Source organism: Pseudopedobacter beijingensis (genome assembly GCF_042678145.1).
Taxonomy (GTDB): Bacteria; Bacteroidota; Bacteroidia; order Sphingobacteriales; family Sphingobacteriaceae; genus Pseudopedobacter; species Pseudopedobacter beijingensis.
On sequence record NZ_JBHUDG010000004.1, the window covers coordinates 14,794 to 27,947 of the forward strand.

Genomic DNA, 13,154 nt, shown 5'->3' on the forward strand with positions numbered 1-13,154 from the left:
CGTTCCAAAAAACTAATTTTGCAGCGTGAAGAAGTATTTCGTTTTTATTGCTTTCTTGATGATCTCTGTCGGTGTATTCGGGCAGAAGATAACACGTGTAGAACTGTTGCAGTCCGAGTCTTTTGTGGGAATGAAAAGAAACGGGGAAAATGCAAATAAAGTTATTAAACCTGTTTTTCAACAAGATAATTCTACGCTTACCTGCGATAGTGCATATTTCTATATCGAGAAAAACAGTTTTGATGCGTTCGGACATGTTCATATTAACCAGGCAGATACGATAAATATTTTTTCAGACCTGCTTAATTATAATGGAAATACAAAAATCGCTATTTTAACCAATAACGTGAGAATGGTAGATCGTACCTCGGTTTTAACTACCAACAACCTGGTTTATAACATGGCTTCTAAAGTTGGCGAATATAAAAATGGAGGTAAAATTGTTAACGGAGCCAATACACTTACCAGTAAAAGCGGGTTTTATTTTTCTAATTCCAGCGATGCCTATTTTAGGTATGATGTAAGAGTGAAAACCCCCGAAGTGCTAATTTTATCAGATACTTTAAGATATAATTCTGTTAGTAAGATAGCCTATTTCTATGGTCCCACTAATATTTATAGTAAAGACGATACTTTATATACCGAGAACGGAACTTATAATACAGCAACAGATCAGGCTGCTTTTGGTAAAAACAATCTGTACAGGCAAAACACCAAAACCTTAACCGGAGATAGTCTTTTTTACGATAGGGTTGCAGGTTATGGAAAAGCGGTAAAGAACATTATATTTAGAGATACTGCGCAAAAAGTAGAGTTGCATGGCGATTTAGGGTACTATCTGAAAAAGGATGAAAGTATAGAAGTTACCAAAAATGCCTATGTAGTTTTTGAAACAGAAAAAGATTCGCTTTCAAAAGACAGTACCTATTTAGCTGCGGATACGCTCTACAGTAGTGTCACCACCAAAGGAGAGTTGTATAAGTTGAGGGAAAAGCGAAATGCGGCAAATATAACTCCACCTCCCTTAGAAAAAGAATTGGTAGATTCTTTAAAGAAAGACGTAGGTGAAGTGCAGGATAGTCTTTCTTTCAAAAAGGACAGCCTTAACCAACAAAATACACTCGCAACAGATTCTTTAAAACAAAATCTATCAGCAGATTCTGTACAAATGAGTACAGATAGTTTATCAACAGTTATTGCTAAGGAAAAACCTCCCGCAGAACTCTCGAAGAAAGAACAACGAAAGTTGAAGAAATCTGCGAAGAAAAAAGAAAAACAACTAGCCGTAACTGCCGTTGCAGGTAAAAACGAAACAGAAAAGGAAAAAATACCGAAGAAGGTTCCTCCCGGTTTGGCAGATTCTTTAGAGATTGCCGCGTTGAACAGAAAGCTATTTGTGTCCGACAGTTTAAGAAAAGACAGTATCCAGTTGCTAAGAGCCGATACAGCAAAAGTACGGGTAATTAGTGCGTGGAGAAATGTTAAAGTATTTAAAAGTGATTTACAGTCCAAATCAGATTCTGCCTTTTTTAGTTACGGAGATTCGACATTAAGGCTTTATAAAGCTCCAATAGTTTGGTCGCAGGGAAGCCAGATAGTGGCCGATACCATGTATATGCAAATGGTTAAAGGGAAAATGGATAACATGGATATGATTAGGAATGCCATTGTGGTAAGTACAAATAAAGATTCCGTTAACTTTAATCAGGTAGCAGGGAAGAATATGAAAGGGTATTTTGTGAACGAGAAGCTGGATAGGATTTTTGTAGATGGAAATGCTGAAAGTATTTATTTTCCGGAAGATACTACCAATCAGGGTATGATAAGAACTCTGGCTGCCAGAATGCGTATAAATTTCAGTAATGATAGTTTAATGAGTATCCTATTTTTACGAAAGCCGGAGATGACATATTATCCTATTGGACAACTGACAGAAGAACTTAAAACATTACCGAATTTTAGCTGGAAACCCAAAGAGCGACCTCGGTCTAAAGAAGAGCTTATAGCAAAACCGAAGGCTGTTGTTAATAATAAGAATAAAACTCCGGTGAAAACAAAAGAGAAACCTCAGCCTAAAGCGGCTCCAAAACCTCAACTAACTGTACCAAAGAAAGAGACTGATTCCGGGAAAAGTAATGAGGGGTAGTAGCTTACATTAAGGTGGGGTAGAACAAGTTGTTATAATAACAGGTATATGAGTTGATTATCTGTTTTTATACACTAAGCTACTATTTTATTTAGTTGTCATATTCATACATGTTCAACACATCTCAAAGGCATCTCATACACATCTATAAAGCATCTCACTCCGTTGGTAGTTTTGCTTTTTAGAGAAAAACAGCTTGTAAACGTGTAATAAGGCAGATAATAAGACTTTAGTGGGCTTAGATTAAACTGATTTTAGAGGTTGTTTGGTCTTAGACTGAAAGTACTTCTGCTGCCAGAATAATACACTAAGGTTGAAGGGGGCGGGAGCAGTTTTATTCAAAGTAATTGCAGAAGAAAGGGTATAAGGTGATTTTTGGAAAAGTGTCTTATCCCGTATTTTTTGCCCTGTTTGGTTTTTGAGAGAGATTGGTTGTATAAGAAGAATAAATTAAGAGACGTTTCTATACAAAAAGAGCTGTCTAAAAAGTTTACTGTCATTTTTAGCTAACCGAAGTATGGCAATGACAATGTTTTTACTTTTTAGACAGCTTGTCTTTTATAATTTATTCCAACAAATTCTTATTGGTTATTTGGAGCGAATTCTACTTTTTTCTCCAAACCAGAAATACTTCCTTCTAATTTATGAATGTCTTTCTGAAGAGACTTAATTTTGTTGTTTGATTTACCCAACTTAGTATTCAATTTATTAGCACTTCTAGCACTGCTGGCAGCTTTTTTTGAAGCTTTATTTGCCTTAGAAGCCAACTTAGGATCTCCGGGATTCGATTTTAATTTGTCTGATAAAGATTTCGCATCCTTAGCGGCCTTAGCAGATTTTTCGTTAGCTTTTCTTACCTGTGCATCGAACTTTGATGCATTTTGGGTTTCTTTTTCCAACTTCAATTTCAAGTCATTCAACTTAGTAGTTTGTTGTAATAACGATTTTCTGTCTTCCAGTTTTTGTATTTCCGGATTTTTCGTTTTAGGTGAGCATGCTCCAACCATAAACGCAAGAACTAAGTAGCCTAAATATTTCTTCATAGTGTTAAAATTTGTTTTTGTTAAACGATTAATCTGTTTTGTTGTTTTGTTTTTCTATTGCTTTATATATGACATCCTGTATTCTCGAACGTGTATTTAATTCTAAAATCTTATTTGTTACCTTAGGATAAACCCGGTTAGATAAAAAAATATAAATCAATTCACGAGCCGGATCTATCCATAAACACGTTCCTGTATATCCTGTATGTCCATAAGTCTGCGAAGATGCAAATTCTGAAGGATATTTCTTTGTTTTATCTTGATCCCACCTGTCAAAACCCAACCCTCTGCGACTAATGTCAGACTGCTTTGACGTAAATAGCTCAACAGTTTGGGGTTTAAAATATACAACATCACCATAGCTGCCTTTGTTTAACAGCATCTGGCTTATAGTAGCTAAATCCGTTGCATCAGAGAAAAGTCCCGCATGCCCGGCAACTCCACCCGCCATTGCTGCTCCCTGGTCGTGTACGTAGCCCCAAACCAAAATGTTTCTGAAATATCCATCTAATTCAGTAGGTACAATTCTTTTCTTTTCAAACTTATTGCGTGGATTAAAAAGTGTTGATTTCATTCCCAGAGGTTTATAGAAATTATCTTCCAGGTATAAAGGCAATTTTTCGCCGGTAATTCCTTCAACAACCTCTTTCATATAATACATGCTTAAATCGCTGTAAACATATTTGCCCGGAGTTCTTAACGGGGCCTCCAGCATTCTTTTCCACATTACATCTTTATAGTAGTTGTTTTTTAGAAAGAAACTGTCTGCAACTTTTACGCTATAATTTTCAGAAGAGTCTCGTTGGAAATCAGTAGGTTTTAGATCTTTATAGAAAGGAATGTAAGGAATAAAGCCTGCCTGATGTAATAAAATATCCTTTATTGTAATGTTGGCTTTATCTGTGCCTTTTGTTCTTTTAATATATTGGGAGATAGAATCACTTAGTTTAAACTTACCTTCTTCAAATAATTTCATCGCAGCTATTGTAGTGGCGGTAATTTTGGTTACAGAAGCTAAATCATAAATATCGTCTGTTTTAACCAGATCGTCACTTTCATAGGTATGTTTGCCATAGGCTTTATTAAATATTACCTTACCTTTTTGAGCAACTAAAACCACTGCACCCGGCGTGGCCCTTTCTGTAATTGCCTGTTGTACAATTTTGTCTATTTCAGAGAAATCGTTACTGTTTAAACCTACTTCTTCAGGTACAGAGTAGGCCAGACGGATTGCCGGAATATTATATCCAGAACCTTTAGTGTATTTTGCAGAGTAATCCTGAGTTAGTTTGTTGGTGATTTCCCTTCCGCCAAATATAACCTGAGCCGACAAGCTGGCGGCTATTGTACTTCTTTCACTGTTCCATACAATTGGGGCCTCTACATCATTTAATAAGGGTAAAGAACTGCCATTTCCGAATAAAGCAATAACCAGCTTCTTCTTTTTTTGGATGCTTTTAATAAAGTTAAGATTATCTGAGTTGTACAATGCCGAGTCTGTTAAAGTAACAATAACCTGATTGTAAAAGTTAAGATCGTCTTGTATCGCGTTCAGGTCATTGTTGAACGAAGAGAAACTGCGGACTACATCATATTTGTTGAGTAAGCTATCAAATATCGAAGCATGGTCAAAACCAAGATTTATGCTTGCAATATTTTTTGTGTTCAGTGCCTTCAAAGGAATATCATTCTGCTGATTGTTTAGAACAACCATCTGTTTTTCTAGTTTCTCAATATCCTCTAACCAATTTTTATTTCTTTGATGTGCTTGCCCACAGGCTTGTAATACATAAGCCGCAAACAAAATACTTGCCCAAATCGTTTTCCTTATCATACAACTAATTAAAAGAAAAAATCATAAAAAGTATACAATTTTATGCGTATATTGGTTTGTAACTATTTTGTAACGGGGAGTTGTTTATGAAAATACAACCAATTATAATCGTAATCCTATTGATTTTCTGTGGCTTTACCTGCAAAGCGCAAGAAGTAGAGGTTGTTAATGCAAACCCCAATGACACTACTTTTACAAGAGTATATAATGGCGTATTGGTTTCCGATGATTTTCATGTTCAATCTTATAAGTCTATAAAGGTGATTGCAGATAGGTCAGAATTACTCAAATTAAATCTGTACCCAAAACCATTAATGATTATAGAAAGCGATAAAACCGATATTGAATATCAAATAGAAAGCAGGTTGTTTACCAATAAAATAGCCTTGATAAGATCTTTAGATTATCCTTTGGTAAAACGCCCCATCGCTATTGATGGTAAAATTGTAGCATTGTCTTCATTTACCAACATAAGCCCCAGCAGTATAAAATCAGTAAGTTTCTCAAAAAAGACTGTAAATGATGGAGTGTATACTCCATTTGGAGTAATCGAAGTTATGTTATATTAACAGATTTTAGAGGTCTGAAGTCTTTGCTTTTCAGTAAGCTGTAGTGAAAGTTTTATCCGAGTTTGTATTTCCGGATTTTAAGATGATAGAACCGAGCTGAAAATTTTCTTAAATTAGCGGCTCTTATGCCAGATATTATACAACTTTTACCTGATTCTGTAGCTAATCAGATTGCCGCTGGTGAAGTGGTTCAAAGACCTGCGTCTGCAGTTAAAGAGTTGATAGAGAACTCAATTGATGCGGGTGCAGATAAGATACAACTGATAGTTAAAGAGGCAGGTAAAACTCTTTTACAAGTCATAGATAATGGCTGCGGAATGAGTGCTACTGATGCCAGAATGTGCCTTGAGAGACATGCGACTTCCAAAATCAGAAAAGCAGAGGATTTATTTGCCATAAGGACAATGGGTTTTAGGGGAGAGGCAATGGCTTCTATCGCTGCTATTGCACAAATGGAAATCAAAACCCGAAAGCATGAAGATGAGCTGGGTTCTCTGATAGTTGTAGAAGGTTCTGAAGTAACTTCACAGGAACCTTGTGCCTGTCCAGCGGGAACCTCTATTTCCATAAAAAACCTTTTCTATAATATACCGGCAAGAAGAAATTTTTTGAAAAGCAATGCTGTAGAGATGCGGCATATCATCGATGAGTTTCAGCGGGTGGCGTTAGCACATCCCGAAATACATTTTACACTCCATCATGATGGGCAGGAGATTTATCACTTGCCGCAAACCTCGCTTAAACAAAGAATTGTACATCTGTTAGGGAATAATTATAATGAGAGATTAGTGCCTGTAGATGAAGATACCACCATCATTAAGCTTAAAGGTTTTGTAGGTAAACCATCATTTGCTAAAAAGACACGTGGCGAACAGTTTTTCTTTGTGAACAACAGATTTATCAAAGATCCTTACCTGAACCATGCTGTAATGACTGCCTATGAGGAAATGCTTACAGATGATAGTTTTCCGTTGTATGTGCTGTTTATAGACATAGATCCGTCCCGTATAGATATTAACGTACATCCTACAAAAACAGAGATTAAATATCAGGACGATAAAGCTATTTATGCCATTATAAGGTCAGCCGTAAAACGGTCTTTGGGAAAATATAATATTACCCCAACATTGGACTTTGATCAGGAAAGTGGATTCGAGCGAATGATTACCCATAAACCTCTTGATGAGATAAATCCGCCTCAAATAAGCTTTAATCCAAACTTTAATCCATTTGGCACACCATCAACTAAAACTGTACGCGAAAAATCAGACAATTTTAGAGCCATAACGGAAAGGAGCGGAGGTATTCCCAGTAACTGGTCTACTTTATACGAGATTACACAAGAGCAGGAAAAAGAGTCGCAGCTGCCTTTGGATTTAGGCAATCATAAAACCGTAGCCATAGGACAGGCAGATGAGGTGGAATCATCTGTTACAGATAGCAGAAATCTTTTTCAGATCCATCAGCGCTATATTATCTCACAGATTAAATCTGGATTTATGCTCATAGATCAACAAGCAGCGCATGAACGTATTTTATACGAACGTTTTTTAGAACAGCTTGAAAATCATAAAGGGTTAAGTCAGCAAAGTCTGTTTCCGCAAACCATCACTCTGAATGCAACAGATTATGCATTGGTGGGTGAGTTGTTACCTGCTTTTAATGCATTGGGGTTTCAGATCAGGGAATTTGGGAAGAACACGTTGGTGATAGAAGGAGTGCCGGCAGATATTCCGGAAAATAACAACTTGGCCTTAATGCTAGAAGAGTTGATAGAAGGATTTAAAAACAACCATAGTGTACTTAAATTAGATAAAAGAGATAATTTAGCAAGAACATTAGCTAAAAACGCAGCCATAAAGGCGGGTGCCGTTTTAAGTCAGGAAGAAATGAACAATCTAATAGATCAGTTGTTTGCATGTAATATTCCTGGGGTATCCATCAATGGAAAGCAAATTATTATTAAAATTACATTAGAAGAATTAACAGAACGCTTTAATAAAAGCTAGATATGAGAGAATACAGACCCTTAGGAAATACAATGTTTCCACCGGTAGTAAAGAACCTGCTTATTATAAACGGTATTATGTTTTTGGCCTCCAACGTATTTGGAGACAGTTTAGGACTGGATTTAAACAAATGGTTAGGCCTTTATTATTTCGAGTCGCCCAACTTTAGAGTATGGCAGTTTTTTACCCATTTGTTTATGCATGGCAACTTTGCACATATATTTTCAAATATGTTGGCATTGTGGATGTTTGGAGCAGTACTGGAAAACTACTTCGGATCAAAACGGTTTCTGCAATATTATATAATAACCGGATTAGGTGCAGCGTTGTTACATTTAGGAGTTCAGTTTGTTGAGGTGCAGTCTTTAAAACAACATTTATCTGCAGCAACTATAAATGAGGTGTTGACTAACGGAGCTAGTATTGTAAATAGAGGAATGAATTATACAGACCCGGATGCTGCTGCTTATACAGCGGCTCTGTTTTACCCTACGGTTGGTGCTTCGGGGGCGGTCTTTGGTTTACTGCTGGCGTTTGGAATGTTTTTCCCTAACGCTATGATTTATCTGTACTTTTTTCTACCTATCAAAGCCAAGTACTTTGTAATTTTGTATGGTTTGTTTGAGCTATTTAGTGGTATAGCCAATAACCCGGCAGATAATGTGGCTCACTTTGCGCACCTTGGTGGTATGTTATTTGGTTATATTCTGATAAAAGTGTGGAAAATAAGACGACCCGGAGACTTTTTGATGTAGTCAAGCTATAGAAACAGATATATGAATACGTATAACGAATTAAAGTATAAAGTTTTTAACTCTGGCAGCAGGGTAAATCTGTTTATTGGCTTAAATGTTATCGTGTTTATAGTACTGGGATTAATAGGTCTGGTTAACCTTCTGTTTCTGAAGAACGGAGGGTTTTCGGCATTAACTTATGAATATTTAGGAGTACCTTCCAAAATAGATGTCCTTTTACGTCGTTTTTGGACACCTATCAGCTATATGTTTGTACATGATGGTATATTACACATCTTGTTTAACATGCTATGGTTATTCTGGTTTGGACGTATATTCGAGAGTTTTCAGAATCCTAAGAAACTAACCTTCCTTTATTTATTTGGTGGAATTGCAGGAGCGGCCTTCTTTATTATTTGTTACAATCTTATTCCATACTTTAAAGATGGAGGAGCCATAGCCGTAGGAGCATCGGCAGCGGTAAGCGCTGTTGTAATTGCTACAGCTACTTTACTGCCTAATTATAGTATACAGTTGCTACTGTTGGGATCCGTAAAGTTAAAATGGATAGCATTAATATATGTGATGTTAGATGTGCTTAGTTTGAGTGGAGGTAATGCAGGAGGACATCTGGCGCATTTAGGAGGAGCCTTATTCGGCTTTCTATATATCGTGTCTTTAAAAAGAGGGAATGACTGGAGTCTTTTCTTTGAAAAACTGAAAGTCCCTCAAAAGAAAAAGCTGAAAGTGGTTTCTAAAAACTATGATACAGAAATTGCTTATAGCAATCAGAAGCCCGATCAAGAAACTATAGATGCTATTTTAGATAAGATATCACAATCAGGTTACGATTCGTTAAGTAAAAAAGAAAAGAACATCCTTTTTAGGGCGAGCGGAGGTAATGAAGAGGACTAATAAAAAAAGCTTTTTCCAAAAGGTTGTATTGACAATCAATATATTGTTGATTTTAGGGCTGCTGGGCAGTTATCTTGCCACAGTAATCAGTCCCGAAAAATACTGGATATTTGCCTTTCTGGGTTTGTCCTATCCATTTTTGTTGGTTGCTAACCTCCTCTGCATCATATTCTGGCTGTTCAAGAAAAAGCGTTACATGCTTTTGTCGGTAATAACCGTACTGGTAGGGTTTCAGCACCTCAGTAGTACAATTGGGTTTAACTCCTCCAAAAAGAGTATTGTGCCCCCCGATTCCAGTAATATCAGACTGATGACCTACAATGTACATCACTTTAAATTACTAGGGACAGAAGTGGATACTAGTGCCAGAAATAATATCTTTAATCTTATAGAGAAAGAGCAACCTGATATTATAGCCATCCAAGAGTTTTATACCCGCAAAAAAGGAAAGTTTAAGAGCGAGAATACCATAAAGGATATATTAAATACCCGGCATTACCATTTTTATTGTACCAGTGGTAACGATTACGAGTCTATGGGTATTGCCATATTCAGTAAGTTACCCATTATCAGACAAGGGAATCTTACTGAGCTGGACCCCAAAGGAGCTAATAACGGCCTTTGGATAGATGTACAAAAAGACGATCAGGTTCTGCGGGTGTATACCGTCCATCTGGCGTCTATAGCGTTTTCTCCAACAGACTATTATTATTTCAGCCGTTTATCGAAAATGAATACCGAGAATGAAGATCTTGTCCATGGTAAAAAGATAGCTTCCAGACTCAAATCAGCTTTTGTAAGAAGGGCCCAACAGGTAAAAGTCCTTAAAAACTATACAGACAGTTGTACTACACCTTATGTGATTATGGGCGACTTTAACGACACCCCGGTCTCTTATAGCGTTCATCAGATAGGCAAGGAGCTCAAAAATAGCTTTAAAGAAAAAGGAAGCGGTATTGGTATTACCTATAATGGAGAATTCCCAAACTTCCAGATCGACTATGTTTTTACCAGTCCGCAGTTTACCATTAACTCCTATAAAATTCTTAAAGCAGTATATTCAGACCATTACCCGGTAAAAGTAGATGTCCGTTTAGATAAATGATAGTCCGTAGTTTGAAGAAGTCAGTTAGTTTAATAGTCGTTATTCGATAGTTATACAAATGATAAACGAAAGACAACACGCCTACATTAACATTCATTCATAGTTCATAACAGTTCATCATTCATCATAAGATGCTTCGACATTTTTTGTAGATTTGCCACCATGTATAACAGTCTTTTCATTTACAATACACTTTCCAGAAAGAAAGAAGAGTTTAAAGCAATAAACCCTCCGTACGTTGGTATGTATGTGTGTGGGCCAACGGTTTACAGTGATGTGCATTTAGGGAACTGCCGTACATTTATTTCTTTTGATTTGATATACCGTTACCTGGAGCATTTAGGTTATAAAGTAAGATACGTTCGTAATATTACTGATGCCGGACATTTAGAGGGCGATGGAGATGTAGGAGAAGACAAAATATCAAAAAAGGCAAAGCTGGCATCATTAGAACCTATGGAGATAGTGCAAACCTATACCAATGGTTTTCATGATATGATGAAGGTTTTTAACGTTTTGCCGCCGAGTATAGAGCCAACAGCAACAGGTCATATTATAGAGCAGATTGAAATGGTGAAAACCATTTTAGATAAGGGACTGGCCTATGAAGTAAACGGATCGGTATATTTTGATGTAGAGAAATATAACGCAGCACATGATTATGGTATATTAAACGGTAGAAAATTAGAAGACCTTTTAAACAATACCAGGGATTTAGGCGGACAGGAAGAGAAAAGAGGCAAGCTTGATTTTGCCCTTTGGATAAAAGCAAAGCCAGAACATTTAATGCAATGGCCATCACCATGGGGGATGGGATTTCCAGGTTGGCACCTCGAGTGTTCTGCTATGAGCAATAAATATTTAGGAGAGCAGTTTGATATACACGGTGGGGGGATGGATCTTGCGCCAACGCACCATACCAACGAAATTGCACAAAACATTGCTGCATGCGGTAAACACCCGGCAAACTATTGGATACATACCAATATGCTTACCGTAAACGGACAAAAGATGTCAAAGTCATTAGGCAATAGCTTTTTGCCCCATGAATTGTTTACAGGAAACCACAGTCTGTTAAACAAAGGCTATAGTCCTATGGTAGTACGTTTCTTTATGTTACAAGCGCACTATAGAAGTACCCTTGATTTTTCTAACGAAGCATTAGATGCCAGCGAAAAAGGCTTTAAACGTTTAATGGCAGCAGTATCTCTTTTAGATAAGTTAAAAGTATCTGATACTAATGAGGTAGAAGTAGATGCATTGGAGCAGAAGTTTGCTGCAGCAATGAACGATGATTTTAACTCTCCTATATTAATAGCCGAACTGTTTGACGCTGTAAAAGTAATTAACTCGGTGTACGATGCTAAGCTTAAAATAAATCAAGAAGCCTTAGAGCAACTCAAAAAACTAGTTAATACTTATGTGTTTGATGTTTTAGGACTGCAAGACGAGTTAGCACAATCTAATGATATAGAACCATTGATCCAGTTTTTAATCAATATTAGGAAAGAAGCAAAAGACAATAAAGATTACGCAACTTCAGACAAAATAAGGATAGGACTGCAAGAGATAGGATACCAGTTAAAAGACAGTAAAGAAGGTACAACCTGGTCCAAATCATAGTGGGGAACACATTGAAAACAAAAACAGCAACCTTAAAGATATTTGTACAGACAGACCTGCTTAAAACAGGTCTCCGTACTTTTTGTTGTACACTGTAATAAACACTCCTATGATAGCTATGAAACAGAAGAAGCTTTTCAATATAATTTTCTTGATGCTGTTCTCCTTTTCATCATTTGCACAAAAAGCAAATGGTAGTGTTAAGTCTTTAATCGAAGTTGACGAGAAAATGAATTACCAGTTGTTTAAGAAAGGAGCAGATCACGCCTTTCTTAAATTCTCTGACGATAAAACCATTATATTTAATCCGGCCCCCAAGCCTGTAGCAGAGGTTTATAAAAAGACAAAGACTAAAGTAGAAAACTACCAGTTAGAATGGAAACCCGAATATGCCCGCATTTCAAAAAAGGGAGATTTAGGGTTTACCAGTGGCAGGTTTGAGCAAATAGCCAACGGCAAAAAAAGCTATGGAGTTTATCTTAACGTTTGGCGAAACGTTTACGACAAATGGAAATTAGCCTATCATGCCAAAACCTTTCAACCACAGTTAGTCAGAGAAACAAAGTTCGATTACTTCGAACCTAAGAATAACGAGTATTACAAGCTGATAGGTCCGCAGAAAATACAGATGAGAGACGATATCGTTTTCAGTACAGACGAACTTTTTGGAAAGCGCCTCTCTGCTAAAAATGGCAATAGTTATCTTAGTGAATTTTACGATGCTACCGTAAGGATGTACTTACCCGGAAAGTACCCTACGCAAGGGTTAGAAGAAAGCCTGAACTTTATTGTTAAAAACAAACTCGACTTTAAGTCTTACCCGCAGGGTGTAACCCGGGCATTTAGCGGCGACCTGGCCTTTACTTATGGCAAAGCAAGCATAAAAGATAAAAACTACGACTATGTAAGAGTGTGGCAGCAAGAAGAAGGTACCGGAAAATGGAATGTAATTATAGATATGTATATAGATTGATGTTTGGTTGATTGTTTATAGCTTATCGTTTTATAGTCCGTAGTCGATAGACTATAGTCCATCGTTTCAAACATTGAGTATTAAAAATTCAATATCCTAAACAGTTTATAGTTCATTATTCTTTTATTAACCCAACACGCTACATTTCGACAAGCTTAATGTTAGCGGTATTGTTAGCCAACTATTAGTGTTAGGCTATGGGA

Annotated in this window: 10 protein-coding genes; 8 read left to right on the forward strand and 2 right to left on the reverse strand. The window is 36.8% G+C overall.

Annotation, left to right across the window (positions count from 1 at the left end):
• Positions 1 to 25 precede the first annotated feature (25 nt).
• Positions 26 to 2,146, forward strand: coding sequence for an OstA-like protein (locus tag ACFSAH_RS05075; RefSeq protein WP_379661621.1), 2,121 nt, complete (start codon positions 26 to 28; stop codon positions 2,144 to 2,146).
• A gap of 581 nt (positions 2,147 to 2,727) precedes the next feature.
• Here ACFSAH_RS05075 and ACFSAH_RS05080 read toward each other — a convergent pair.
• Positions 2,728 to 3,189 carry a hypothetical protein gene (locus ACFSAH_RS05080; protein WP_379661622.1) on the reverse strand — a complete coding sequence of 154 codons (462 nt, stop codon included), beginning with the start codon at positions 3,187 to 3,189 and terminating at the stop codon, positions 2,728 to 2,730.
• Positions 3,190 to 3,217: 28 nt separating this feature from the next.
• Entirely contained in the window at positions 3,218 to 5,023 is a 1,806-nt protein-coding gene (locus ACFSAH_RS05085) for a serine hydrolase (protein ID WP_379661623.1), read from the reverse strand.
• An 86-nt stretch (positions 5,024 to 5,109) separates the two neighbouring features.
• On the opposite strand from ACFSAH_RS05085, the gene ACFSAH_RS05090 reads away from it, so the two are divergent.
• The 7 genes from ACFSAH_RS05090 (at position 5,110) to ACFSAH_RS05120 (ending at position 12,951) form a co-directional block, all read left to right on the forward strand.
• Positions 5,110 to 5,592, forward strand: a complete 483-nt coding sequence (locus tag ACFSAH_RS05090) for a hypothetical protein (RefSeq protein WP_379661624.1) — start codon at positions 5,110 to 5,112, stop codon at positions 5,590 to 5,592.
• Between the two features lie 125 nt (positions 5,593 to 5,717).
• Entirely contained in the window at positions 5,718 to 7,601 is a 1,884-nt protein-coding gene (gene mutL, locus ACFSAH_RS05095) for a DNA mismatch repair endonuclease MutL (RefSeq protein ID WP_379661625.1), read from the forward strand.
• A gap of 2 nt (positions 7,602 to 7,603) precedes the next feature.
• On the forward strand, positions 7,604 to 8,356 hold the full coding sequence (locus ACFSAH_RS05100) for a rhomboid family intramembrane serine protease (protein WP_379661626.1): 753 nt from the start codon (positions 7,604 to 7,606) through the stop codon (positions 8,354 to 8,356).
• A 21-nt stretch (positions 8,357 to 8,377) separates the two neighbouring features.
• Positions 8,378 to 9,250 carry a rhomboid family intramembrane serine protease gene (locus ACFSAH_RS05105; RefSeq protein ID WP_379661627.1) on the forward strand — a complete coding sequence of 291 codons (873 nt, stop codon included), beginning with the start codon at positions 8,378 to 8,380 and terminating at the stop codon, positions 9,248 to 9,250.
• Entirely contained in the window at positions 9,237 to 10,355 is a 1,119-nt protein-coding gene (locus tag ACFSAH_RS05110) for an endonuclease/exonuclease/phosphatase family protein (protein ID WP_379661628.1), read from the forward strand. Before ACFSAH_RS05105 ends, ACFSAH_RS05110 begins: the two co-directional genes overlap by 14 nt.
• A 162-nt stretch (positions 10,356 to 10,517) precedes the next feature.
• On the forward strand, positions 10,518 to 11,978 hold the full coding sequence (gene cysS / locus ACFSAH_RS05115; protein ID WP_379661629.1) for a cysteine--tRNA ligase: 1,461 nt from the start codon (positions 10,518 to 10,520) through the stop codon (positions 11,976 to 11,978).
• Between the two features lie 118 nt (positions 11,979 to 12,096).
• Positions 12,097 to 12,951 carry a hypothetical protein gene (locus ACFSAH_RS05120; RefSeq protein WP_379661630.1) on the forward strand — a complete coding sequence of 285 codons (855 nt, stop codon included), beginning with the start codon at positions 12,097 to 12,099 and terminating at the stop codon, positions 12,949 to 12,951.
• The last annotated feature ends 203 nt before the right edge of the window (positions 12,952 to 13,154 follow it).

Bases quoted from the DNA above. Each gene is read 5' to 3' on its own strand.
- cysS (WP_379661629.1), top strand. From the start codon at position 10,518: ATGTATAACAGTCTTTTCATTTACAATACACTTTCCAGAAAGAAAGAA.
- ACFSAH_RS05110 (WP_379661628.1), top strand. From the start codon at position 9,237: ATGAAGAGGACTAATAAAAAAAGCTTTTTCCAAAAGGTTGTATTGACA.
- ACFSAH_RS05085 (WP_379661623.1), bottom strand. From the start codon at position 5,023: ATGATAAGGAAAACGATTTGGGCAAGTATTTTGTTTGCGGCTTATGTA.
- ACFSAH_RS05105 (WP_379661627.1), top strand. From the start codon at position 8,378: ATGAATACGTATAACGAATTAAAGTATAAAGTTTTTAACTCTGGCAGC.
- mutL (WP_379661625.1), top strand. From the start codon at position 5,718: ATGCCAGATATTATACAACTTTTACCTGATTCTGTAGCTAATCAGATT.
- ACFSAH_RS05090 (WP_379661624.1), top strand. From the start codon at position 5,110: ATGAAAATACAACCAATTATAATCGTAATCCTATTGATTTTCTGTGGC.
- ACFSAH_RS05080 (WP_379661622.1), bottom strand. From the start codon at position 3,189: ATGAAGAAATATTTAGGCTACTTAGTTCTTGCGTTTATGGTTGGAGCA.
- ACFSAH_RS05100 (WP_379661626.1), top strand. From the start codon at position 7,604: ATGAGAGAATACAGACCCTTAGGAAATACAATGTTTCCACCGGTAGTA.
- ACFSAH_RS05120 (WP_379661630.1), top strand. From the start codon at position 12,097: ATGAAACAGAAGAAGCTTTTCAATATAATTTTCTTGATGCTGTTCTCC.